The organism is Jejuibacter sp. L23 (assembly GCF_050815825.1).
Classification (GTDB): Bacteria; Pseudomonadota; Gammaproteobacteria; order Enterobacterales; family Enterobacteriaceae; genus Jejubacter; species Jejubacter calystegiae.
Genome location: NZ_CP138199.1, coordinates 1,022,932 through 1,046,290, shown reverse-complemented (window position 1 = coordinate 1,046,290; position 23,359 = coordinate 1,022,932). Strand labels below are relative to the sequence as shown.

Here is a 23,359-nt window from a genome sequence, read left to right as displayed (position 1 = left end):
TATCCGTCACAAGCTGATTTGATTCTGTCTCTCAACATCACACCAAAACATCTTTGGCGTTGTAAGGTTAAGCCTCTCGGGTCATTAGTACCGGTTAGCTCAACGCATCGCTGCGCTTACACACCCGGCCTATCAACGTCGTCGTCTTCAACGTCCCTTCAGGAGACTCAAAGGTCTCAGGGAAGACTCATCTCGGGGCAAGTTTCGTGCTTAGATGCTTTCAGCACTTATCTTTTCCGCACTTAGCTACCGGGCAATGCAATTGGCATCACAACCCGAACACCAGTGGTGCGTCCACTCCGGTCCTCTCGTACTAGGAGCAGCCCCCCTCAGTCTTCCAGCGCCCACGGCAGATAGGGACCGAACTGTCTCACGACGTTCTAAACCCAGCTCGCGTACCACTTTAAATGGCGAACAGCCATACCCTTGGGACCTACTTCAGCCCCAGGATGTGATGAGCCGACATCGAGGTGCCAAACACCGCCGTCGATATGAACTCTTGGGCGGTATCAGCCTGTTATCCCCGGAGTACCTTTTATCCGTTGAGCGATGGCCCTTCCATTCAGAACCACCGGATCACTATGACCTGCTTTCGCACCTGCTCGCGCCGTCACGCTCGCAGTCAAGCTGGCTTATGCCATTGCACTAACCTCCTGATGTCCGACCAGGATTAGCCAACCTTCGTGCTCCTCCGTTACTCTTTGGGAGGAGACCGCCCCAGTCAAACTACCCACCAGACACTGTCCCCACGCCAGATAATGGCGCCAGGTTAGAACATCAAACATTAAAGGGTGGTATTTCAAGGTTGGCTCCACGCAGACTTGCGTCCACGCTTCAAAGCCTCCCACCTATCCTACACATCAAGGCTCAATGTTCAGTGTCAAGCTATAGTAAAGGTTCACGGGGTCTTTCCGTCTTGCCGCGGGTACACTGCATCTTCACAGCGAGTTCAATTTCACTGAGTCCCGGGTGGAGACAGCCTGGCCATCATTACGCCATTCGTGCAGGTCGGAACTTACCCGACAAGGAATTTCGCTACCTTAGGACCGTTATAGTTACGGCCGCCGTTTACCGGGGCTTCGATCAGGAGCTTCTGGTTACCCATAACCCCATCAATTAACCTTCCGGCACCGGGCAGGCGTCACACCCTATACGTCCACTTTCGTGTTTGCAGAGTGCTGTGTTTTTAATAAACAGTTGCAGCCAGCTGGTATCTTCGACTGACTTCAGCTCCACCCGCAGGGGCTTCACCTACATGTCAGCGTGCCTTCTCCCGAAGTTACGGCACCATTTTGCCTAGTTCCTTCACCCGGGTTCTCTCAAGCGCCTTGGTATTCTCTACCTGACCACCTGTGTCGGTTTCGGGTACGATTCGTTGTTACCTGAAGCTTAGAGGCTTTTCCTGGAAGCAGGGCATTTGTCACTTCAGCACCGTGGTGCCTCGTCATCACGCCTCAGCCTTAACTCTCCGGATTTGCCTGGAAAGTCAGCCTACACGCTTAAACCGGGACGACCGTCGCCCGGATGACATAGCCTTCTCCGTTCCCCCATCGCAGTAACACCGAGTACGGGAATATTAACCCGTTTCCCATCGACTACGCCTTTCGGCCTCGCCTTAGGGGTCGACTCACCCTGCCCCGATTAACGTTGGACAGGAACCCTTGGTCTTCCGGCGAGCGGGCTTTTCACCCGCTTTATCGTTACTCATGTCAGCATTCGCACTTCTGATACCTCCAGCATACCTCACAGTACACCTTCGCAGGCTTACAGAACGCTCCCCTACCCAACAACACTTAAGTGTCGCTGCCGCAGCTTCGGTGCATGGTTTAGCCCCGTTACATCTTCCGCGCAGGCCGACTCGACCAGTGAGCTATTACGCTTTCTTTAAATGATGGCTGCTTCTAAGCCAACATCCTGGCTGTCTGGGCCTTCCCACATCGTTTCCCACTTAACCATGACTTTGGGACCTTAGCTGGCGGTCTGGGTTGTTTCCCTCTTCACGACGGACGTTAGCACCCGCCGTGTGTCTCCCGTGATAACATTCTCCGGTATTCGTAGTTTGCATCGGGTTGGTAAGCCGGGATGGCCCCCTAGCCGAAACAGTGCTCTACCCCCGGAGATGAATTCACGAGGCGCTACCTAAATAGCTTTCGGGGAGAACCAGCTATCTCCCGGTTTGATTGGCCTTTCACCCCCAGCCACAGGTCATCCGCTAATTTTTCAACATTAGTCGGTTCGGTCCTCCAGTTAGTGTTACCCAACCTTCAACCTGCCCATGGCTAGATCACCGGGTTTCGGGTCTATACCCTGCAACTTAACGCCCGGTTAAGACTCGGTTTCCCTTCGGCTCCCCTATTCGGTTAACCTTGCTACAGAATATAAGTCGCTGACCCATTATACAAAAGGTACGCAGTCACACCCCAAAGGGTGCTCCCACTGCTTGTACGTACACGGTTTCAGGTTCTGTTTCACTCCCCTCGCCGGGGTTCTTTTCGCCTTTCCCTCACGGTACTGGTTCACTATCGGTCAGTCAGGAGTATTTAGCCTTGGAGGATGGTCCCCCCATATTCAGACAGGATAACACGTGTCCCGCCCTACTCATCGAGCTCACAGCATGTGCATTTTCGTGTACGGGGCTGTCACCCTGTATCGCCGGACTTTCCAGACCGTTCCACTAACACACACGCTGATTCAGACTCTGGGCTCTTCCCCGTTCGCTCGCCGCTACTCAGGGAATCTCGGTTGATTTCTTTTCCTCGGGGTACTTAGATGTTTCAGTTCTCCCGGTTCGCCTCATTAACCTATGGATTCAGTTAATGATAGTGTGACGAATCACACTGGGTTTCCCCATTCGGACATCGTCGGTTATAACGCCTCATATCAGCTTACCGACGCTTTTCGCAGATTAGCACGTCCTTCATCGCCTCTGACTGCCAGGGCATCCACCGTGTACGCTTATTCGCTTAACCTCACAACCCGAAGATGTCTTCGCGTTGTAAGCTTGAGAGACCCATTAAACGGTTTTCCCGTTTATGGATTATCAATTTTCAGCTTGTTCCGGATTGTTAAAGAGCAAATATCTCAAACGTGACTCACTGAGCCAGTTTTGAGATATCGGGGGTAACATCTTTCACCTGTCACCGAGCAAGTGGCGTCCCCTAGGGGATTCGAACCCCTGTTGCCGCCGTGAAAGGGCGGAGTCCTAACCGCTAGACGAAGGGGACACGAAAAGTGTCACGACTTCGTAGCCGTCTTGCTTCTTTACTTTCATCAGACAATCTGTGTGGACACTGCGAAATCTGTATCCAAAGGTAAGGAGGTGATCCAACCGCAGGTTCCCCTACGGTTACCTTGTTACGACTTCACCCCAGTCATGAATCACAAAGTGGTAAGCGCCCTCCCGAAGGTTAAGCTACCTACTTCTTTTGCAACCCACTCCCATGGTGTGACGGGCGGTGTGTACAAGGCCCGGGAACGTATTCACCGTGACATTCTGATTCACGATTACTAGCGATTCCGACTTCATGGAGTCGAGTTGCAGACTCCAATCCGGACTACGACGCACTTTATGAGGTCCGCTTGCTCTCGCGAGGTCGCTTCTCTTTGTATGCGCCATTGTAGCACGTGTGTAGCCCTGGTCGTAAGGGCCATGATGACTTGACGTCATCCCCACCTTCCTCCGGTTTATCACCGGCAGTCTCCTTTGAGTTCCCGACCGAATCGCTGGCAACAAAGGATAAGGGTTGCGCTCGTTGCGGGACTTAACCCAACATTTCACAACACGAGCTGACGACAGCCATGCAGCACCTGTCTCACGGTTCCCGAAGGCACAGTCTCATCTCTGAGACCTTCCGTGGATGTCAAGACCAGGTAAGGTTCTTCGCGTTGCATCGAATTAAACCACATGCTCCACCGCTTGTGCGGGCCCCCGTCAATTCATTTGAGTTTTAACCTTGCGGCCGTACTCCCCAGGCGGTCGACTTAACGCGTTAGCTCCGGAAGCCACGAGTCAAGCTCACAGCCTCCAAGTCGACATCGTTTACGGCGTGGACTACCAGGGTATCTAATCCTGTTTGCTCCCCACGCTTTCGCACCTGAGCGTCAGTCTTCGTCCAGGAGGCCGCCTTCGCCACCGGTATTCCTCCAGATCTCTACGCATTTCACCGCTACACCTGGAATTCTACCTCCCTCTACGAGACTCCAGCTGGCCAGTTTCAAATGCAGTTCCCGGGTTGAGCCCGGGGATTTCACATCTGACTTAACCAACCGCCTGCGTGCGCTTTACGCCCAGTAATTCCGATTAACGCTTGCACCCTCCGTATTACCGCGGCTGCTGGCACGGAGTTAGCCGGTGCTTCTTCTGTCAGTAACGTCAATGCATGAACGTATTAAGTTCACACCCTTCCTCCTGACTGAAAGTACTTTACAACCCGAAGGCCTTCTTCATACACGCGGCATGGCTGCATCAGGCTTGCGCCCATTGTGCAATATTCCCCACTGCTGCCTCCCGTAGGAGTCTGGACCGTGTCTCAGTTCCAGTGTGGCTGGTCATCCTCTCAGACCAGCTAGGGATCGTCGCCCAGGTAGGCCATTACCCTACCTGCTAGCTAATCCCATCTGGGTTCATCTGATGGCGTGAGGCCCGAAGGTCCCCCACTTTGCTCTTTCGAGATTATGCGGTATTAGCCACCGTTTCCAGTGGTTATCCCCCTCCATCAGGCAGATCCCCAGACATTACTCACCCGTCCGCCGCTCGCCGGCAAGGAAGCAAGCTTCCTTCCGCTGCCGCTCGACTTGCATGTGTTAGGCCTGCCGCCAGCGTTCAATCTGAGCCATGATCAAACTCTTCAATTAAAGTTTGATGCTCAAAGAATTAAACTTCGTAATGAATTACGTGTTCACTCTTGAGACTTGATATTCATTTAGCGTCTTTCGACGTTCAGGATATCAGTGCTTTCGAGTGCCCACACAGATTGTCTGATAAATTGTTAAAGAGCAGTTGCGACGCGGCGTTAAGCTCACCGTCGCGAGGTGGCGTATATTACGCTTTCCTCTTTCAGAGTCAACCCTGATTTTCAGGATTTTCTCTCTTCGAATCACCACGCTGCGTTGCCGCTGCGCCGTGTCGATGGAGGCGCATTATAGGGACCCGCCGCGGGATAGCAAGCGCTAAAACAGAAAAAGTTTTCAACCGTTCAGTTTTCGCGCATAAAGGTGATTTTAGCCTCTTTTGATCAATTCAGGCAGCGCAGCCAGAGAATCAATTACCCAATCCGCAGCCGCTTCGGCATCCGGCGTCACCGGCTTTCCGGTCCGGACCAGTACTTTATTACCAACACCCGCAGCGGCAGCAGCCTGCATATCTTCCAGCTTATCCCCGACCATATAAGAAGAGGCCATATCAATATGCAGAAAGTCACGCGCTGAAATCAGCATCCCCGGTTGCGGTTTGCGGCAGTCGCACTGCTGACGAAATGCCTCCACTTTTCCATCCGGATGATGCGGACAGTAATAGATGCCATCGAGATCGACGCCGCGATCTGCCAGCGACCAGTCCATCCACTCCGTTAGCTGCTCAAACTGCTCCTCGCTGAAAATGCCGCGCGCAATCCCCGACTGGTTAGTGACCAGCACCAACGCATACCCCATAGCTTTCAGATCGCGCATCGCGTCGATGACGCCCTCGATAAATTGAAACTGATCTATCTCATGTACATAACCGTGATCGACATTGATAGTGCCGTCACGATCGAGAAAAATGGCGGGGACGTTTTTGGTCACCGAATGCTCCTGTGATCGCTGATAATAACTGGCGCACATCATATCCCTGCCGAACGCTAATGGCGAATCAGACATTGATTGATTTAGACGTCTGGATGCCTTAACATCCATCTCCAATACGGCTATCCCCGTACACGGCAGCAGAAAATGCCACGGCTTACTTATATAAGATAATAACTAACCTGATGATTAAACTTTCCAATATCACCAAAGTGTTCCAGCAGGGGAATCGCACCATCCAGGCGCTGAAAGACGTCAGCCTGCATGTGCCTGCCGGACAAATTTATGGGGTGATAGGCTCTTCCGGTGCAGGTAAAAGTACGCTCATCCGCTGCGTTAACCTGCTGGAGCGCCCCACCCAGGGTACCGTTCTGGTCGACGGCCAGGACCTGACGGCTATGAACGCCACCCAACTGACCCGGGCTCGCCGTCAGATAGGCATGATCTTCCAGCACTTTAACCTGCTCTCTTCACGTACCGTGTTCGGTAACGTGGCGCTGCCGCTGGAGCTGGACAATACTCAGCGCGATGAAATCAAACGCCGCGTAACGGAGCTGCTTGAACTGGTTGGTCTGGGCGAAAAACAGGATGCTTACCCGGCCAACCTGTCAGGCGGTCAGAAACAGCGCGTAGCTATTGCCCGTGCACTGGCGAGCAACCCGAAAATTCTGCTGTGTGACGAAGCCACCAGCGCCCTGGATCCAGCCACCACTCGCTCGATTCTGGAACTGTTGAAAGACATCAACCGTCGTCTGGGCCTGACCATTCTGCTGATCACCCATGAAATGGACGTCGTTAAACGCATTTGTGACTGCGTGGCGGTGATCAGCGATGGCGAGTTGATCGAACAGGATACTGTGGGCGAAGTGTTTTCTCACCCCAAAACCCCGCTGGCGCAGCAGTTTATCCAGTCCACGCTGCATCTGGATATTCCCGAGGACTACGCCCAGCGCCTGAGCGACAAAGCGAGCGCGGACACCGTTCCCCTGCTGCGTCTTGAGTTTACCGGGCAATCGGTTAACGCTCCGCTGCTTTCCGAAACGGCGCGCCGCTTTAATGTTAACAACAACATTATTAGCGCTCAGATGGATTACGCCGGCGGCGTGAAATTCGGCATTATGCTGACTGAAATGCACGGCGAACAGAAAGATACCAAGGCAGCCATTGACTGGCTCACGCAGCATCATGTGAAGGTGGAGGTACTGGGTTATGTCTGAAGCAATGATGTGGCTTCTGGGTCGCGGGGTATGGGAAACCCTGATGATGACCTTTGTCTCCGGTTTCTTCGGTTTTGTGATTGGTCTTCCGGTCGGCGTACTGCTTTATGTCACCCGCCCGGGCCAGATTATGGAAAACGCGAATCTGTACCGCGTCGTCTCGGCGCTGGTGAACATTTTCCGCTCCATCCCCTTTATTATTCTGCTGGTGTGGATGATTCCCTTTACCCGCGTGATTGTCGGAACCTCTATTGGCCTGCAGGCGGCGATCGTGCCGCTCACCGTCGGTGCCGCGCCCTTTATCGCCCGTATGGTGGAAAATGCGCTACTGGAAATTCCGTCGGGCCTGATTGAAGCTTCACGCGCCATGGGCGCCACACCAATGCAAATTATTCGCAAGGTTCTGCTGCCGGAAGCGCTGCCGGGCCTGGTGAACGCGGCCACCATCACACTGATCACCCTGGTTGGCTACTCCGCCATGGGCGGCGCCGTGGGCGCCGGCGGTCTGGGACAGATTGGCTACCAGTACGGCTATATTGGTTATGATGCCACCGTCATGAATACGGTACTGGTTCTGCTGGTTGTTCTGGTCTATTTGATCCAGTTCGGTGGCGATCGCATCGTCCGCGCTGTAACACGCAAATAACGCACTATCACATTTACGAAAGGAAGAGATATGTCTCTCAAATTTAAGACCGTTGCAGCAATTGGCGCCCTGGTCGGCGCCCTGGCTCTGGCAGGTTGCGGCCAGGAAGAGAAAGATCCGAACCATATTAAGGTCGGTGTGATCGTCGGTGCTGAGCAGAAAGTGTCTGAAGTCGCTCAGAAGGTCGCGAAAGAGAAATATGGTCTGGACGTTGAACTGGTGACTTTCAACGACTACGTCCTGCCTAATGAAGCGTTGAGCAAGGGCGATATCGACGTTAACGCATTCCAGCATAAACCCTATCTGGATCAGCAGATTAAAGATCGCGGCTATAAGCTGGTTCCGGCCGGCAAAACCTTTGTTTACCCCATCGCCGGTTATTCCAAAAAAATTAAATCGCTGGATGAATTACAGCCTGGCGCTCAGGTCGCTCTGCCTAACGATCCGACCAACCTTGGCCGTTCCCTGCTGCTGCTGCAGAAAGTGGGTCTGATCAAACTGAAAGACGGCGTTGGCCTGATGCCGACCGTGCTGGACGTGACCGAAAATCCGAAAAACCTGAAACTACTTGAGCTGGAAGCCCCGCAGCTACCGCGTTCGCTGGATGATGCCCGTATCGCGCTGGCGATTATCAACACCACCTACGCCAGCCAGATTGGCCTGACCCCGGCGAAAGACGGCATCTTCGTGGAAGATAAAGACTCGCCGTACGTGAACCTGATCGTGGCGCGTGAAGACAATAAAGACGCTGAAAATGTGAAGAAATTCGTTGAGGCATTCCAGTCTGACGAAGTTTCTGAAGCCGCAAATAAAATCTTCAATGGCGGTGCCGTGAAGGGTTGGTAATATTCGGTTGCCACTTTTTTGGTAAAAATGAAAAGACGGGCTCAGGCCCGTCTTGTTATTTTAACAAGAGCTTGATTCAATAAAGTCTGTTTCGATTCATCTATTGAGGAAAAATTATGCGTGCTTTACCGATCTGTTTATTAGCACTCATGCTAAGTGGCTGCTCCATACTAAGCAGATCTCCTGTCGAACCCACCCAAAGCACAGCAACAGCGCCGAAAACGGAGCCTACGCGTCCGAGAACCCCGCGGGCGGCACCGGTTAAGATTTACACCAATGCCGAAGACCTGGTCGGTAAACCCTTCCGGGATCTGGGTGAAGTCAGCGGTGACTCTTGCCAGATGAGCAATCAGGACTCACCGCCGAATATTCCCACTGCCCGTAAGCGCATGCAGATTAACGCCTCTAAAATGAAGGCCAACGCGGTCCTGCTGCACAAGTGCGAAATCACCAGCGGTGCGCCGGGTTGTTACCGTCAGGCGGTTTGCGTCGGTTCGGCGCTGAAAGTTAATGCCAAATGACATCGTTCAGTTTTGAACAAATTGGCGTTATCCGCTCCCCCTATAAAGAGAAGTTTGCCGTCCCTCGCCAGCCAGGCCTGGTAAAAAGCGGCGGCGGCGAACTTCATCTGCTTCCCCCCTGGCATCAGCCAGAGGCCGTACGTGGTCTGGAAGGGTTCAGCCACCTGTGGATTCTGTTCGTTTTTCACCAGACCATGAACGGCGGCTGGCGCCCGACGGTACGGCCGCCGCGGCTGGGTGGAAATACGCGTATGGGCGTGTTCGCCACCCGCTCCACCTTTCGCCCGAATCCCATCGGGATGTCGCTGGTTGAGCTAAAAGGCATTGAGAGCCAGCGCGATCGCCTGATACTGAAGCTGGGCAGTCTGGATCTGGTCGACGGTACGCCGGTGGTGGATATCAAGCCCTATCTGCCCTTTGCCGAAGCGCTGCCTCAGGCCCAGGCAGGCTATGCTGTCGACGCGCCGCCTGCCGATATGCCCGTCAGCTTCACCCCGGAGGTACAGCGCCTGGTGGATCAAGCAGCTCGACGCTATCCGCAACTCGCCCGCTTTATTCACGAAGTCCTGGCCCAGGATCCACGTCCGGCCTATCGCAAAAGCGAGGATACTGGGCGCGAGTATGCCGTCTGGCTACTGGACTTTAACGTACGATGGCGGGTGACCGAACAGGGGGCCGAAGTCTTTGCCCTGGAGCCCAGGCCAGAAAGCGCCGAATAGCAGTGAAAATGCCGCGCAAAGGGGGAACGGGCCGGTAAATATTCGAATTTCCACTCTCTCTCTTTTGGCAACTCTGCCACACTGGTACACTAAGCCACTTTTTTCCAACGGGCCCTTTTCAGGCCTGCGTTAGATCGTTCAAATGGAACCTTTACAAACATGCGTACTAGCCAATATCTGCTCTCCACTCTGAAGGAGACACCCGCCGACGCCGAAGTCATCAGCCATCAGCTGATGCTGCGCGCCGGGATGATCCGCAAGCTGGCCTCCGGGTTGTATACCTGGCTGCCGACCGGCCTGCGCGTCCTGAAAAAAGTCGAAAACATCGTGCGTGAAGAGATGAATAACGCCGGTGCCATTGAGGTGTCCATGCCAGTGGTCCAGCCAGCCGATCTGTGGCAGGAAAGCGGTCGTTGGGAGCAGTATGGTCCGGAGCTGCTGCGTTTTGTCGATCGTGGCGATCGCCCGTTCGTGCTCGGCCCGACGCATGAAGAAGTGATTACCGATCTGATCCGTAACGAGCTGAGCTCCTATAAGCAACTGCCGCTCAACTTCTTCCAGATCCAAACTAAATTCCGTGACGAAGTGCGTCCGCGCTTTGGCGTGATGCGTTCGCGTGAGTTCATTATGAAGGATGCCTACTCCTTCCACACGACTCAGGCCTCCCTGCAGGAGACCTATGACGCGATGTACACGGCCTACAGCAAAATCTTTACCCGCATGGGACTGGATTTCCGCGCTGTACAGGCAGATACCGGCTCGATTGGCGGTAGCGCATCCCATGAGTTCCAGGTGCTGGCCCAGAGCGGCGAGGACGATATCGTCTTTTCTACCGATTCCGAGTTCGCCGCTAACATTGAACTGGCCGAAGCCGTTGCCCCGGCCGCAGAACGCGCAGCACCGACTCAGGAAATGGAGCTGGTCGATACCCCGAACACCAGGACCATTGCCGATCTGGTCGAACAGTTCAATCTGCCCGTCGAGAAAACCGTGAAGACGCTGCTGGTGAAAGCGGAAGAAGGTTCAGCCTATCCGCTGATCGCCCTGCTGGTGCGTGGCGATCACACCCTGAACGAAGTGAAGGCAGAAAAGCTGCCGCAGGTCGCCGTGCCCCTGACCTTCGCAACGGAAGAAGAGATCCGCGAAGCCATTAACGCAGGCCCCGGTTCACTGGGTCCGGTTAAAATGCCGCTGCCGGTAGTGGTTGACCGTAGCGTGGCCGCCATGAGCGACTTCGCTGCTGGCGCCAATATCGATGGTAAGCACTATCTTGGCATCAACTGGGAGCGTGACGTCGCACTGCCGGACGTCGCTGACATTCGCAACGTTGTGGAAGGCGACCCCAGCCCGGACGGCAAAGGTACCCTGCAGATCCGTCGCGGTATTGAAGTAGGCCATATCTTCCAGCTTGGTACCAAGTACTCCGAAGCAATGAAAGCGAACGTTCAGGGTGAGGACGGCCGTAACCAGGTGCTGACCATGGGCTGCTATGGTATCGGCGTGACCCGCGTGGTAGCCGCTTCCATCGAACAGAACCATGACGATCGCGGTATCGTCTGGCCAGAAGCGCTCGCCCCGTTCCAGGTCGCCATTCTGCCGATGAACATGCACAAGTCATTCCGCGTGAAGGATCTGGCCGAACGCCTGTACAGCGAACTACGCGCGCGTGGCGTGGACGTGCTGCTGGACGACCGTAAAGAGCGTCCGGGCGTGATGTTCGCCGATATGGAACTTATCGGTATTCCGCATGCCGTCGTTATCGGCGATCGCAATCTGGACAACGATGACGTGGAATATAAGTACCGTCGCGCTGGCGAGAAAGAGTTGATTAAAACCGACGATATCCTCGAATTCCTGATGGAAAAAATCACCGGATAAGTTACTGACGCCCCGCAGGACGCGGGGCGTTTTTTTATCTTCGCAATGACAATGGAGTGTCCGATGGCGCCAACGATCCCCGCCCTGTTATGCATATCGCTGCTTGCTGGTTGTACCCTGGATATCTCCCCTTCACCTGAAAAACAGCGCCTGGCCATAAAAATACAGCGCCAGAGTTCTGCCCCTGGCAGCAGCTTGCGCGATATCACACCTGAACAGTTGCGCACTGGCGATGTTCTGTTCTCTTCCAGTCTGGGTCTGACTTCTTTGGGGATTCGACTGTTCAGTACCTCTTCGGTCAGCCATGTCGCCATCTATATTGGCGACGGCATGGTCGCGGAGGCCGTCGGTGATGGCGTACAGATCGCGCCACTTCAGGAAGTGCTGAAACACAGCGATAAGCTTTTTGCTTTGCGTCTGCCCGATCTGACCCAGCCACAGGCGGAGGCTATCGCCCGCTTTGCCCGCGACAAAAACGGTAGCCGCTATAATTACGGCGGGATCGTCGAAATGGTCCCCTTTATGCTCACCAGACAGCTCTGTTCTCTGAACCCCTTTTCCCGCGAATTTCGCCAGCAGTGCGTTCAGGGATTAGCCAGCGCTCAACTCAGTACGCCCGATGGCCGCACGCAGGATAGCTATTTCTGTTCCGAATTTGTATTAGCCGCCTATGCCGCCGCAGACCGCCCGCTCACCACCATGGCCGCTGGCTGGGTGAGTCCGGCCGATCTGATGCATATGCGTGATGGTGACGTCGCATCAATGACACCGGAACGACCGCTTGATTACGTTGGTCACCTGAAACAGGGGGTTTACCTTAAAGCGCGTAAAATGGCGTGGCGGTGGCACTAAAACAGCAGATGCAGGTGGCTGACATCGCCACCTGCCCATCGCGTCAGTCGTTACAATCCTTGCCCGGTGCAAAACGACCGTCGCTGTCAGGAACCACCGTCATCTGCATCTCCCCACTGTCCGGATTCGGCGTCAGGGTAAAGTGCGCTTCCAGCTTCACCAGCACCGGCTGCATGCTCTGGTCGCGCGCCTGACTGTAAGCCCGCTCCATCTGAATATTGTTGTCGAAGATGAAGGTGCGTCCGGTCGCGCAGTCGGTAAAGGTGGCTGCATCGGCCATATACATATATTTGCCCTTCATCGCCATCGGCGTTTTGGGCAGTTGCGTCTGCACCGACTCCAGACGATAGTTCAGCGCGGATTCAATGGGATTGCCCTCTTGATCCAGCATCTCCAGCCCCTCACCGTCCGGGCGGAAGTAACGCTTATTGCCCCGGGCATCGGTCAGCACCAGTTTATCGGCAGTACGCGCCCAGGACCCCCAGGAGGCAGAAACATCAGGCATTTTCGCCCCTATGCCTCGCTCATTCATCACCCAGGTGCCATCCTTTTCCAGGAACAGCGAGGTTTCAATGCCCTCACAGTCGGCACAGGGCAGCACGCCACGGAAGCTCTGCTGCATGGGTTTCAGTTCGGCGGCCTGGGTTTCTGGCGCCATCCGAACGCTATCGGAAGGGTTGTTACAGCCAAATAGCGACAACAACGTACCAACTGCAACTGCAGAAAAAATGATCTTTTTCACCGGCCAATCCTGTTATTCACTTTAGCGTTTCATTACTCCGGCATACGACGAACCCGGCCTCGCAGCGATTTAGTCGTCGACTTCTGCGACTTTGCCGCCAGCCGTCGCTGCTTTGAAGCACGCGTCGGCCGAGTGGGTCTGCGAGTTTTACGGGGCGCGTTCAATTCCTGAATCAACGCCACCAGCCGTGCGATAGCGGCCTCCCGGTTCATCTCCTGACTGCGATACTCCTGCGCTTTAATCACCACGATACCCTCTGAGGTAATCAGATGATGGCTGGCCGCCATCATTCGCGCTTTATACTCTTCTGGCAGGCTGGAAGCACCAATATCAAAACGCAGATGCACTGCCGTTGATGCTTTATTCACATGTTGACCACCCGCCCCCTGGGCGCGAATCGCGCTCAGCGTAATCTCATCATCGGGAATGATAACGCGTCGGGATATCTCAATCATTGCTGCTGCCACGACACTGGCTTCAACTCCAGATGGTTTTGAGCGTCAGAAAGCCAGATAGTTCCCTCCGTGAGCGTCGCCTGCAGCGTCATATTGCGCGCCGCCAGGCTACTCAGAGCCGCAAGCTGTTCATCATCCAGATACCAGATGGCCAGATTGCGATACCCGGCCAGCCGGGTCTGATTCTGCTGCCACCACACCTGGGCAGCACGGCTATTGTAGGCGAACAGCACCACCTGCGCCCCCTGACTACAGGCCTTCTTCAGGCGCTTTTCATCCGGCAGGCCCAGTTCGATCCATACATCGATATCGCCGCAATCGTTACGCAACCACAGCTCTGGCTCATCGTCGGCACAGAGTCCACGGGTAAAGGTCAGCCGCTCATCGGCATACATGATCCATGCCATCAGGCGCAGCATCATGCGCTGTTGCGTCTCTGACGGGTGGCAGGCAAGCGTCAGGCTGGTATCCATGAACCGGTTACGGTCGAGATCGGCGACATTGACTGCCGCTTTGTAAATCGTTGCTTTTAAAGCCATAGCGCCCCCAAATTTGCTGGCAATTATTGTAGCGAAAAGCGCCTCGACATTCTGCCGTTACTCCCAATTTTTCCCGTTCGTGCCCCTGCTGCCGTAAATTGCGCCACCTTGCGAAAGCGTGTTTATCTTCGTAGTCTTAGCAGGTATCCTGGTAAAAGTCTGGTTTCAGACTCGGAAAGGAGGGCATATGGAAAGGTATTGTGAATTAATACGCCGACGCTACAGTGAGATCGCCAGCGGCGAACTGGGCTACATCCCGGATGCGCTGGGCTGCGTATTAAAGTTTCTGAATGACACGGCTTCCGACGAGACGCTTTCGGATTCAGTCAGGGATAAGGCGGCTTATGCTGCCGCTAACTTACTGGTGAGCGATTATGTCAGTGAATGATACCTATCAACCCATTAACTGCGATGATTATGAGAATCTCGAGCTCGCCTGCCAGCACCACTGGCTTCTGACGCTGGAGTTAAAAAATGGAGAGAAACTCCATGCTAATGCCCAAGACCTGGTGATTCGCAAAGGCATCGAGTATCTGATTGTCGAAAACGGTGGCGACAAGCGCGAACTGCGCCTGGACGAAATTAATATGTTCAGTCACCCGGAACTTAAAGGCGATAACTACATTCGCGAATAATACTCTCTAAGGGCAGCCGCCTGGCTGCCCTTTCACTCTCAGGGCTCCATGCTGGCATAGTACGCCGCCAGATTATCAATATCCTCATCAGAAAGACCGTTGACGTAAGCCTTCATCACCTCCGCCTGGCCGCCGCTGCGCTCCCCTTTTTTATAAGCATGCAGCGCGTGGGCCAGGTAGGCCTCATTCTGTCCCGCCAGGTTAGGATAAAGCGGTACCGATATCTTCCCTTTAGCCCCATGACAGGCGACACACATCACCGCTTTCTCTTCACCGGCTTTGGCATCACCCTTCGCCAGCGCGGGCAGGCCGCACAGCAGCAGCGCCACCGCCAGCCCCGTTCGTTTGATCATGACTCTTGCTCCTTTTGCCATAAAATATGCCAGCATGACGCCCCCTGCGGGGCGCCTTCCCGGGTCACAAAAATCCCTGGCGCGGCAATCAGGCACTCATTGTAATAAAGCAGTGGCGTGGTGAAGCGCCGCCATGGCGCGATACCAAGCTCCTGCCACAGTTTTTTTATCGGCCGCCCGTGGGCGCGCCCCAGAATATGTACCGTCCCCCTGGCCCGGAAACGAACGCTAACCTGCTCATCGTCAGCAGGTGGACGTACCGCGCTACCCGGTTCACCCCAACTCAGAGCGCCCAACGCCTCCGGTAGCTCCAGCGGCTGGGCAGGATCGTCCCAGCTCAGCACGACATCATCCAGCGACGCCCGACATTTTACCCGCCACAGCGCGCCATGGTAGCGACGTACCTCTTCACCGCCCAGACGCAGACGCGGTGCGGCATCTGCCCTGGCGCAGGCCACTTCATCCCACAAACGCGTTAGCATAGAACGCGACGGCGCCTGACCGCCGCCTCGCGTCAGCCAGCGCCGCAGCAGCGCGGCACGTCGGATATCACTCATGGCAGCAAGCGGCGTCAGGCGTAGCTCGCCCTGGGGACCAATCAGCGACGCCAGTTCATCCGCCAGCAGTTCGTCGATCAGGCTCTCCTGCTCGCCGCACAGCGCCGCACTACGCCCCGCAGTACGGGCAAAATGAGGCCAGCGCTGTGTCAGTTGGGGCAGTACCCGCAGGCGCAGATAGTTACGATCGAAGCGATCATCCTGATTACTTTCATCTTCGATCCACGCCAGCCCGTGCTTTCCGGCATAGCTCTCCAGCGCCGAGCGCGGGTTTTTCAACATTGGACGTACGAGTGTCCCACCGGCGAACGCCAGCGTTTCAGGCATGGCGGCAAGCCCCGCCGGGCCGCTACCGCGTTTCAGGGCCAGCAGCAGCGTTTCGCACTGATCGTCCAGATGCTGTGCGGTAATCAGCGCCTCTTGCGGCTGTAGGGCCCCGGCCAGGGCGGCATAGCGCGCTTCACGGGCCTGAGCCTCAACGCCCTGCCCGTTTTCCTGTAGCTCAACCCGAATCACTTCCAGCGGCACCTTCCAGCGTTCGCAAATTTGCTGGCAGTGTACCGCCCAGTCGTCAGCGTAACGGCTAAGCCCGTGGTGGACGTGAATCGCCCGTAACCGGGCGCCTGTTTGCTCGCGTAGCTGCACTAACAGATGCAATAGCACCGTGGAGTCAAGACCACCGCTAAAGGCCACCAGCCAGCGCGACCAGTGATTCAGAGAGGGGGAGAGTGAAATATCGCCGTTGTTATCCATTGTCCGGAGGATTTAAGGAGGTATAGCGGCACGTTAACCACTCACGACAAAGCGATCAAGTCATTACGTCATACCCGGCCTGAAAAACAACTGTCGGTTACGCCTCGTAGAGTTCAAGCGGCAAACCATCCGGGTCAGTAAAGAAGGTGAAGCGTTTACCCGTCAGAGGGTCGACGCGCACCGCCTCGCAGGCCACCTGGTGAGACGTCAGATGGGCGACGGCCTGGTCGACGTCCGCCACGCTAAAGGCCAGATGGCGTAAGCCACAGGCCTCCGGGCGACTCGGACGCGGCGGAGGGAAGGGAAAAGAGAAAAGTTCGATAACATACTGTCCATTCAACGCCAGATCCCCTTTCCAGGAGTCGCGGGCTTCGCGGTAGACTTCGGACGTGAGGGTAAAGCCAAGAATATCGCAGTAAAAGGATTTGCTCTGAGCGTAGTTGGTGGCAATGATGGCGATATGGTGAACCTGTTGTAAACCCAGCATAATCTCTCCTTTTGTTATGCTGGGACAATAAAGGGCGACCAGGCGGGGCGCAAGGTGTCAACGGCGCTTTTCAGACTGCGTCTTAGCGTCAGCCGCATCCATTGCACCCATAAAAAAGGGCCGGATAAACCGGCCCTCTTCTCAATGCACCACACGCTAATCAGGCGTAGCCGTAACTCATCAGGCGCTGATAGCGGCGATTAAGCAGGTCGTCTTTACCCAGTACGTCCAGGTCAGCCAGGTCTGCCAGTAGCTGGGCCTTCAGCGATTCCGCCATCGTTTCCGGATTACGATGGGCACCGCCCAGCGGCTCCGGAATCACGGTGTCGATAAGCTTCAGCTCTTTCAGACGCTCTGCGATAATGCCCATGGCTTCTGCCGCCAGCGGCGCTTTATCTGCGCTCTTCCACAGAATGGAGGCACAGCCTTCCGGTGAGATTACCGAATAGGTGCTGTACTGCAGCATATTGACCTTATCACCCACGCCAATCGCCAGAGCGCCGCCGGAGCCGCCTTCGCCGATAACGGTACAGATAACCGGCACCGTCAGCCCGGACATTTCACGCAGATTGCGGGCAATGGCTTCTGACTGGCCGCGCTCTTCCGCCCCCACGCCCGGATAAGCCCCCGGGGTGTCGATAAAGGTAACGATCGGCATATTAAAACGCTCGGCCATCTCCATCAGGCGCAGCGCTTTGCGATAACCTTCCGGCGCAGGCATACCAAAGTTGCGACGAATCTTCTCTTTGGTTTCACGCCCTTTCTGGTGGCCAATGACCATTACCGGACGACCATCCAGACGGGCAATACCGCCGACGATGGCTTTGTCATCCGCATATGCGCGATCGCCGGCCAGTTCGTCGAAGTCGTCGAACGCCATACGCACATAGTCCAGGGTATAAGGACGCAATGGATGACGCGCCAGCTGGGCAATCTGCCAGGCGCCGAGATCGGCGAAGATTTTACGGGTCAGCTCTACGCTCTTTTCGCGCAGACGATGCACCTCTTCGTCGATATTAATATCCAGTTTTTCGTCCTGACGGCCGACCGCTGTTAAGGAATCGATTTTCGCTTCCAGTTCTGCAATCGGCTGTTCAAAATCAAGGAAATTCAGACTCATAGTATTCCTGTATTAGTCAAACTCCAGTTCCACCTGCTCCGAACCTATCAGACCGCGCAGATCGTTAAGTAAACGATCGCTGGGCGACACGCGCCATGCAGCGCCAAACCGCAGCCGTGCACGCGCATCCGCCCTCTGATAGTAGAGATGCACTGGAATGGTCCCCGAACGATGGGGTTCCAGAGATTGACGGAGTCGGTTTAAAAGCTGGTCATCAATTTGCCTGTCCGTCAGCGAGATAGCAAGCCCGCGCGCATACTTTTCGCGAGCCTCGTCAATGTCCATCACTTCCCGGGCCATCATTTTAAGCCCACCGCTGAAGTCATCAAAGCTGACCTGTCCGCTGACGATCAGGATACGGTCTTTTTCCAGCAGTTGCTGGTATTTTTCCAGCGCCTCAGAGAATAACATGACCTCCAGGCGTCCGGAACGGTCATCAAGGGTGCAGATGCCGATGCGGTTTCCCCGCTTGGTGATCATAATACGGGCAGCGAGCACCAGTCCCGCCGCCGTGGTCACCTTCCCACGATCCGTCGGGTGCATGTCTTTCAGACGCACACCGCCGACGTATCGCTCGATCTCTTTCAGGTACTGATTGATGGGGTGGCCCGTCAGATACAGTCCCAGGGTTTCGCGCTCGCCGTCGAGCTGCTGCTGTTCCGGCCAGGGCAGGCAGTTCGAGTAGGACTGCTCCACCTGCTCCGGCGCTTCCGCCAGCACGCCAAACATATCGGCCTGGCCAATGGCCTCGGCTTTAGCATGCTGATCCGCCGCTTTAAGGGCATCCCCCAGCGAATTCATCAGCGCAGCGCGATGCGGCCCAAGGCGATCGAAGGCGCCGGACATGATGAGCTTTTCCATCACCCGGCGGTTGATCTTCTTGATATCGGTACGGGCGCAGAGATCGAACAACTCACGGAAATAGCCGCCGTTGTTACGCGCCTCAATAATCGCTTCGATAGGACCTTCGCCCACCCCTTTGATGGCGCCGATACCGTAGACAATTTCACCGTCATCATTCACGTGGAAATGATACAGCCCGGAATTGATGTCCGGCGGCAGGATCTTCAGTCCCATACGCCAGCACTCATCCACCAGTCCCACCACTTTATCGGTGTTATCCATATCGGCGGTCATCACCGCCGCCATAAATTCAGCGGGATAGTGTGCCTTAAGCCACAGAGTCTGATATGACACCAGCGCATAGGCGGCGGAGTGCGATTTGTTAAAGCCGTAACCAGCGAACTTCTCCACAAGGTCGAAGATTTTCATCGCCAGTTCGCCGTCGATGCCGTTCTTTTTCGCCCCGTCTTCAAAACTGGAACGCTGCTTGGCCATCTCTTCCGGCTTTTTCTTACCCATAGCGCGACGCAGCATATCCGCGCCGCCCAGGGTATAGCCCGAAAGCACCTGGGCTATCTGCATCACCTGTTCCTGATAGAGGATGATGCCATAAGTTGGCTCCAGTACCGGCTTCAGGCTATCGTGCTGCCACTGAATATCCGGGTAGGAGATCTCCTCGCGCCCGTGCTTACGGTCGATAAAGTTATCCACCATCCCGGACTGCAGCGGCCCCGGTCGGAACAGGGCCACCAGGGCTATCATATCTTCGAAGCAGTCAGGCTGCAGGCGCTTGATCAGATCCTTCATGCCGCGCGATTCAAGCTGGAATACCGCCGTGGTTTCCGAGCGTTGCAGCATATCGAAGCTCTTTTTATCGTCCAGCGGAATGGCGGCGATATCCAGCGGCGGTTCGCCCTGCTTTTCACGCCGGGCGTTGATCATCTCCAGCGCCCAGTTGATGATGGTCAGGGTACGCAGCCCCAGGAAGTCGAACTTCACCAGCCCGGCATATTCCACGTCGTTCTTGTCGAACTGGGTGACCGGATGGCGCCCCTCTTCGTCGCAGTAGAGCGGCGCAAAGTCGGTGATTTTGGTAGGCGCGATCACCACACCACCGGCGTGTTTACCGGCGTTACGGGTGACCCCTTCCAGCTTACGCGCCATGTCGATAAGCGCCTTCACCTCTTCGTCCGCCTCGTAGATCTCCGGCAGTTGAGGCTCCGCCTCGAAGGCTTTTGCCAGGGTCATGCCCGGGTCTGGCGGCACCAGTTTGGAGATCCTGTCGACAAAGCCATAGGGATGGCCCAGTACCCGGCCTACGTCGCGGATAACCGCTTTAGCGGCCATGGTACCGAAGGTGATAATCTGCGATACCGCGTCGCGGCCGTACATGTCCGCGACGTGCTCAATGACCTGGTCGCGCTTCTCCATACAGAAGTCGACGTCGAAGTCGGGCATCGAGACACGTTCCGGGTTCAGGAAGCGTTCGAACAGCAGATCGAACTCCAACGGGTCGAGATCGGTGATTTTCAGCGCATAGGCCACCAGCGAACCGGCGCCGGATCCTCGTCCAGGCCCTACCGGCACGCCGTTATCCTTCGACCACTGGATAAACTCCATCACGATCAGGAAGTAGCCGGGGAACCCCATCTGGTTGATTACCTGGAGTTCGATCTCCAGACGTTCATCATAGGGAGGGCGACGCTGGGCCCGCTCTTCCGGATCCGGGTAGAGAAATTCCAGGCGCTCCTCAAGGCCTTCACGGGATTTCGCCACCAGGAAATCTTCGGTAGTCATATCACCGGTGGGGAACTGCGGCAGGAAGTACTCGCCCAGTCGTACCGTCACGTTGCAGCGTTTGGCGATCTCCACGCTGTTTTCCAGCGCTTCGGGGATGTCGGCAAACAGCTCGCACATCTCATCTTCACTGCGCAGATACTGCTGGCTGGAATAATTACGCGGCCGCTTGGGATCGTCCAGGGTATAGCCATCGTGAATGGCAACGCGAATTTCATGGGCGTCGAAATCGTCGGCGACCAGGAAGCGCACGTCGTTAGTCGCGACCACCGGTATCCCACGGTCTTCCGCCAGGCGAACAGCAGCGTGCAGATAGCTTTCTTCATCCGCGCGCCCGGTTCGAATCAGCTCCAGATAGTAGCGTTCGGGGAAGTGCTCCTGCCAGAATGCCAGACACTGTTCAACCAGGGCATCGTTACCGCGCAGCAGGCTGATACCCACATCGCCCCGGCGGGCGCCGGACAGCACGATCAGCCCCTCATTCAGCTCTACCAGCCAGTCTCGGTCAATTAAGGGACCCGCGGCGCCATAGCCACGCTGATAGGCGCGAGAAATAAGCAGGGTCAGGTTCTGATAGCCAACGTTATTCATCGCCAGCACGGTCAGTTCGACGGGTTCATCACCCAGTAGCTCGTTGACCATATGGAAGTCGGCACCCACCAGCGGCTTCATTCCGGCGCCGTGAGCCCCGCCGTAAAACTTCACCAGACCACACAGGTTGGTGAAGTCGGTAATCGCCATAGATGGCATGCCAAGGGCAGCCGCTTTTTTCACCAGCGGCCCCACCTTCGCCAGGCCATCGATCATGGAGTAGTCACTGTGTATCCGCAGGTGGACAAAACGTGGTTCAGCCATATCTCTTTCCGGTTAACGCAGTCAGGCGCTCAGGCCCAGGGCACGTTTGACGGGCGCAAAGCTGCGGCGATGGTGTTCCGTGGCGCCGTACTGCGCCAGTTTCTCTAAGTGTAAGGCCGTTGGATAGCCTTTATGTTTCGCAAAGCCGTATTCGGGGAACGCGCGATCCAGTTCCGTCATTTCACGATCGCGGGAAACTTTAGCGATAATCGAGGCGGCGCTGATTTCCGCCACCAGGCCGTCTCCTTTGATCACCGCCATGCTGGGCACTGGCAGAGTTGGACAGCGATTGCCGTCGATCAGCACATACTCCGGCGCAATCGCCAACCCGGCCACGGCGCGCTGCATGGCGAGCATGGTGGCATGCAGGATATTAAGCTGATCGATCTCATGGGGTTCAGCGCGCCCCAGACTCCAGGCCAACGCCTTTTCGCAAATCTCATCATGTAACGCCTGACGACGCTTCTCGGAGAGTTTTTTCGAATCCGCCAGCCCGGCAATGGGGCGTTCGGGATCGAGGATCACCGCAGCGGTCACCACGGCGCCAACCAGCGGGCCGCGCCCAACTTCGTCAACCCCGGCCACCAGCCGGGTGTGGGGATAGACAAATTCCATCATTGCGCCAGCTCCAGTACCGCTTGTGCCGCCTGCTCATCCGCGTTACAGCGGATCTGCTCATGCAACTGGCGGAAGATATCATGCATTTCGTGGCGCGTTTCACTCTCTTCCAGCAACGGAGTCAATGCCTGGGCCAGTAATTGCGGCTCACACTCCTCCTGGAGCAGCTCTTTCACCAGTTCACGCCCGGCCAGCAGGTTAGGCAGCGACACATAATCGGTTTTCACCAGCCGCTTCGCCAGCCAGAAGGTGAAAGGCTTCATACGATAACCCACCACCATTGGACATTTCGCCAGCATACATTCCAGCGCGGCAGTGCCGGATGCCAGCAGCGCGGCATCGCTGGCAATCATCGCCTCGCGGGCCTGTCCGTCCAGCAGTCGCACCGGCAGCTCTGGCGCCACCTCGGCCAGGATATGCTCAAACTGCTCGCGGCGTTTGCTGTTCACCAGCGGAACCAGTACTTCAAGGTCGGGAAAATGGCTGCGCAGCAGCTGAGCAGTCTTCAGAAAGTCGGCGCTAAGCATCTCAACTTCCGCCCCGCGGCTACCAGGTAACAGCGCCAGGCAGCGAGCCTCATGGGCAATACCCAGCACGTCACGGGCACCGTTTTTATCGGGATCCAGCGGCATGGCATCCGCCATGGTGTGACCGATAAAGCGGCAGGGAACGTTGAATCGATCGTAAAACGCTTTTTCAAAAGGCAGAAAAGCCAGCACCAGATCGGTGGCTCGCCCTATTTTGAAAACGCGTTTCTGACGCCACGCCCAAACGGAGGGGCTGACGTAGTGAATAGTCTTAATGCCGCGCTGTTTAAGTTTTCCTTCCAGAGTGATGTTGAAGTCCGGCGCATCGATACCGACAAAGACATCCGGCTGCAATTCGCTAAAGCGGCGGGTCAGATCGGCGCGAATCTGAAGCAGACGGCGCAGACGGCCAAGCACTTCGACAATGCCCATCACCGCCAGCTCTTCCATCTCATACCAGACTTCGCACCCTTCCGCCTGCATCAGCGGCCCCGCCACGCCAACGAAGCGCGCATCCGGTACTTTAGCCTTCAGCGCGCGGATCAGACCGGCACCAAGAATATCGCCGGAGGTTTCTCCGGCGACCAGGGCGATAGTAAGAGGACGACCCGTTTTCAT

The 23,359-nt window shown here is 55.9% G+C and carries 20 protein-coding genes, 1 tRNA gene and 2 rRNA genes; 9 read left to right on the top strand and 14 right to left on the bottom strand.

The annotated features are described in order from the left end of the window. Positions 1–63 precede the first annotated feature (63 nt). The 4 genes from SCU88_RS04770 to gmhB all read right to left on the bottom strand — a co-directional run bounded on the left by SCU88_RS04770 (position 64) and on the right by gmhB (position 5,781). Positions 64–2,969, bottom strand: a 23S ribosomal RNA gene (locus SCU88_RS04770). A 180-nt stretch (positions 2,970–3,149) separates the two neighbouring features. Further along, positions 3,150–3,224 (bottom strand) — tRNA-Glu (locus SCU88_RS04765). Between the two features lie 88 nt (positions 3,225–3,312). Next, a 16S ribosomal RNA gene (locus SCU88_RS04760) occupies positions 3,313–4,854 on the bottom strand. Together the 16S and 23S rRNA genes with 1 tRNA gene alongside form the textbook arrangement of a ribosomal RNA operon. Positions 4,855–5,220: 366 nt before the next feature. Continuing rightward, positions 5,221–5,781, bottom strand: coding sequence for a D-glycero-beta-D-manno-heptose 1,7-bisphosphate 7-phosphatase (gmhB, locus tag SCU88_RS04755; protein WP_175340230.1), 561 nt, complete (start codon positions 5,779–5,781; stop codon positions 5,221–5,223). A gap of 185 nt (positions 5,782–5,966) precedes the next feature. Here gmhB and metN point away from each other — a divergent pair, with 185 nt between their 5' ends. From metN to SCU88_RS04720, 7 genes are all read left to right on the top strand, one after another. Beyond that, positions 5,967–6,998 carry a methionine ABC transporter ATP-binding protein MetN gene (gene metN, locus SCU88_RS04750; RefSeq protein ID WP_175340231.1) on the top strand — a complete coding sequence of 344 codons (1,032 nt, stop codon included), beginning with the start codon at positions 5,967–5,969 and terminating at the stop codon, positions 6,996–6,998. Beyond that, the gene (locus SCU88_RS04745) at positions 6,991–7,644 is read left to right on the top strand and encodes a methionine ABC transporter permease MetI (protein WP_138095882.1); all 654 of its coding nucleotides are present in this window, start codon (positions 6,991–6,993) and stop codon (positions 7,642–7,644) included. Before metN ends, SCU88_RS04745 begins: the two co-directional genes overlap by 8 nt. 30 nt (positions 7,645–7,674) lie before the next feature. After that, positions 7,675–8,490 (top strand): MetQ/NlpA family lipoprotein, encoded by an 816-nt coding sequence (locus SCU88_RS04740; RefSeq protein WP_138095881.1) that lies wholly within the window; start codon positions 7,675–7,677, stop codon positions 8,488–8,490. Between the two features lie 116 nt (positions 8,491–8,606). Further along, on the top strand, positions 8,607–9,011 hold the full coding sequence (gene rcsF, locus SCU88_RS04735) for an Rcs stress response system protein RcsF (RefSeq protein WP_138095880.1): 405 nt from the start codon (positions 8,607–8,609) through the stop codon (positions 9,009–9,011). Next, positions 9,008–9,730: a tRNA (N6-threonylcarbamoyladenosine(37)-N6)-methyltransferase TrmO gene (gene tsaA / locus SCU88_RS04730; RefSeq protein ID WP_175340232.1), complete on the top strand. Its 723-nt coding sequence runs from the start codon at positions 9,008–9,010 to the stop codon at positions 9,728–9,730. Before rcsF ends, tsaA begins: the two co-directional genes overlap by 4 nt. Positions 9,731–9,889: 159 nt before the next feature. Continuing rightward, on the top strand, positions 9,890–11,608 hold the full coding sequence (gene proS, locus SCU88_RS04725; RefSeq protein ID WP_175340233.1) for a proline--tRNA ligase: 1,719 nt from the start codon (positions 9,890–9,892) through the stop codon (positions 11,606–11,608). Positions 11,609–11,671: 63 nt separating this feature from the next. Then, on the top strand, positions 11,672–12,460 hold the full coding sequence (locus SCU88_RS04720; protein ID WP_175340234.1) for a YaeF family permuted papain-like enzyme: 789 nt from the start codon (positions 11,672–11,674) through the stop codon (positions 12,458–12,460). 43 nt (positions 12,461–12,503) lie between these two features. Here the strand turns inward: SCU88_RS04720 and nlpE are convergent, their stop codons facing one another. From nlpE to SCU88_RS04705, 3 genes are read right to left on the bottom strand one after another with little or no spacing between them, the layout of a single operon-like run. Then, complete coding sequence (gene nlpE / locus SCU88_RS04715; RefSeq protein WP_138095876.1) at positions 12,504–13,202, bottom strand: envelope stress response activation lipoprotein NlpE; 699 nt, start codon at positions 13,200–13,202, stop codon at positions 12,504–12,506. 32 nt (positions 13,203–13,234) lie between these two features. Further along, positions 13,235–13,657: an alternative ribosome rescue aminoacyl-tRNA hydrolase ArfB gene (gene arfB, locus SCU88_RS04710; protein ID WP_138095875.1), complete on the bottom strand. Its 423-nt coding sequence runs from the start codon at positions 13,655–13,657 to the stop codon at positions 13,235–13,237. After that, positions 13,654–14,196, bottom strand: coding sequence for a YaeQ family protein (locus tag SCU88_RS04705; RefSeq protein ID WP_175340235.1), 543 nt, complete (start codon positions 14,194–14,196; stop codon positions 13,654–13,656). The genes arfB and SCU88_RS04705 overlap by 4 nt, the downstream gene beginning before the upstream one ends. Before the next feature lie 187 nt (positions 14,197–14,383). Between SCU88_RS04705 and SCU88_RS04700 the strand changes: the two genes are divergently transcribed. Both SCU88_RS04700 and rof read left to right on the top strand, forming a co-directional pair. Beyond that, positions 14,384–14,584, top strand: a complete 201-nt coding sequence (locus tag SCU88_RS04700; protein WP_138095873.1) for a YaeP family protein — start codon at positions 14,384–14,386, stop codon at positions 14,582–14,584. Further along, the gene (rof, locus tag SCU88_RS04695) at positions 14,571–14,831 is read left to right on the top strand and encodes a Rho-binding antiterminator (RefSeq protein WP_431810087.1); all 261 of its coding nucleotides are present in this window, start codon (positions 14,571–14,573) and stop codon (positions 14,829–14,831) included. The genes SCU88_RS04700 and rof overlap by 14 nt, the downstream gene beginning before the upstream one ends. A gap of 38 nt (positions 14,832–14,869) precedes the next feature. Here the strand turns inward: rof and SCU88_RS04690 are convergent, their stop codons facing one another. From SCU88_RS04690 to lpxB, 7 genes are all read right to left on the bottom strand, one after another. Continuing rightward, positions 14,870–15,184 (bottom strand): c-type cytochrome, encoded by a 315-nt coding sequence (locus SCU88_RS04690; RefSeq protein WP_138095871.1) that lies wholly within the window; start codon positions 15,182–15,184, stop codon positions 14,870–14,872. Next, positions 15,181–16,494: a tRNA lysidine(34) synthetase TilS gene (tilS, locus tag SCU88_RS04685; RefSeq protein ID WP_175340236.1), complete on the bottom strand. Its 1,314-nt coding sequence runs from the start codon at positions 16,492–16,494 to the stop codon at positions 15,181–15,183. The genes SCU88_RS04690 and tilS overlap by 4 nt, the downstream gene beginning before the upstream one ends. Positions 16,495–16,591: 97 nt before the next feature. Beyond that, entirely contained in the window at positions 16,592–16,981 is a 390-nt protein-coding gene (locus SCU88_RS04680) for a VOC family protein (RefSeq protein ID WP_175340237.1), read from the bottom strand. Positions 16,982–17,141: 160 nt separating this feature from the next. Continuing rightward, positions 17,142–18,101, bottom strand: a complete 960-nt coding sequence (gene accA, locus SCU88_RS04675) for an acetyl-CoA carboxylase carboxyl transferase subunit alpha (RefSeq protein ID WP_138095854.1) — start codon at positions 18,099–18,101, stop codon at positions 17,142–17,144. Between the two features lie 12 nt (positions 18,102–18,113). Continuing rightward, positions 18,114–21,596 (bottom strand): DNA polymerase III subunit alpha, encoded by a 3,483-nt coding sequence (gene dnaE, locus SCU88_RS04670; RefSeq protein WP_138095853.1) that lies wholly within the window; start codon positions 21,594–21,596, stop codon positions 18,114–18,116. Positions 21,597–21,617: 21 nt separating this feature from the next. Next, positions 21,618–22,214 (bottom strand): ribonuclease HII, encoded by a 597-nt coding sequence (gene rnhB / locus SCU88_RS04665; RefSeq protein WP_175340238.1) that lies wholly within the window; start codon positions 22,212–22,214, stop codon positions 21,618–21,620. Then, entirely contained in the window at positions 22,211–23,359 is a 1,149-nt protein-coding gene (gene lpxB, locus SCU88_RS04660) for a lipid-A-disaccharide synthase (protein WP_175340239.1), read from the bottom strand. The genes rnhB and lpxB overlap by 4 nt, the downstream gene beginning before the upstream one ends.

Excerpts from the sequence above, each read along its gene's own strand:
- SCU88_RS04740 (WP_138095881.1), top strand. The coding sequence starts at position 7,675 with ATGTCTCTCAAATTTAAGACCGTTGCAGCAATTGGCGCCCTGGTCGGC.
- SCU88_RS04705 (WP_175340235.1), bottom strand. The coding sequence starts at position 14,196 with ATGGCTTTAAAAGCAACGATTTACAAAGCGGCAGTCAATGTCGCCGAT.
- rcsF (WP_138095880.1), top strand. The coding sequence starts at position 8,607 with ATGCGTGCTTTACCGATCTGTTTATTAGCACTCATGCTAAGTGGCTGC.
- SCU88_RS04745 (WP_138095882.1), top strand. The coding sequence starts at position 6,991 with ATGTCTGAAGCAATGATGTGGCTTCTGGGTCGCGGGGTATGGGAAACC.
- SCU88_RS04720 (WP_175340234.1), top strand. The coding sequence starts at position 11,672 with ATGGCGCCAACGATCCCCGCCCTGTTATGCATATCGCTGCTTGCTGGT.
- rnhB (WP_175340238.1), bottom strand. The coding sequence starts at position 22,214 with ATGATGGAATTTGTCTATCCCCACACCCGGCTGGTGGCCGGGGTTGAC.
- lpxB (WP_175340239.1), bottom strand. The coding sequence starts at position 23,359 with ATGAAAACGGGTCGTCCTCTTACTATCGCCCTGGTCGCCGGAGAAACC.
- arfB (WP_138095875.1), bottom strand. The coding sequence starts at position 13,657 with ATGATTGAGATATCCCGACGCGTTATCATTCCCGATGATGAGATTACG.
- rof (WP_431810087.1), top strand. The coding sequence starts at position 14,571 with ATGTCAGTGAATGATACCTATCAACCCATTAACTGCGATGATTATGAG.
- tsaA (WP_175340232.1), top strand. The coding sequence starts at position 9,008 with ATGACATCGTTCAGTTTTGAACAAATTGGCGTTATCCGCTCCCCCTAT.
- dnaE (WP_138095853.1), bottom strand. The coding sequence starts at position 21,596 with ATGGCTGAACCACGTTTTGTCCACCTGCGGATACACAGTGACTACTCC.
- proS (WP_175340233.1), top strand. The coding sequence starts at position 9,890 with ATGCGTACTAGCCAATATCTGCTCTCCACTCTGAAGGAGACACCCGCC.
- SCU88_RS04680 (WP_175340237.1), bottom strand. The coding sequence starts at position 16,981 with ATGCTGGGTTTACAACAGGTTCACCATATCGCCATCATTGCCACCAAC.
- tilS (WP_175340236.1), bottom strand. The coding sequence starts at position 16,494 with ATGGATAACAACGGCGATATTTCACTCTCCCCCTCTCTGAATCACTGG.
- metN (WP_175340231.1), top strand. The coding sequence starts at position 5,967 with ATGATTAAACTTTCCAATATCACCAAAGTGTTCCAGCAGGGGAATCGC.
- SCU88_RS04700 (WP_138095873.1), top strand. The coding sequence starts at position 14,384 with ATGGAAAGGTATTGTGAATTAATACGCCGACGCTACAGTGAGATCGCC.
- SCU88_RS04690 (WP_138095871.1), bottom strand. The coding sequence starts at position 15,184 with ATGATCAAACGAACGGGGCTGGCGGTGGCGCTGCTGCTGTGCGGCCTG.
- accA (WP_138095854.1), bottom strand. The coding sequence starts at position 18,101 with ATGAGTCTGAATTTCCTTGATTTTGAACAGCCGATTGCAGAACTGGAA.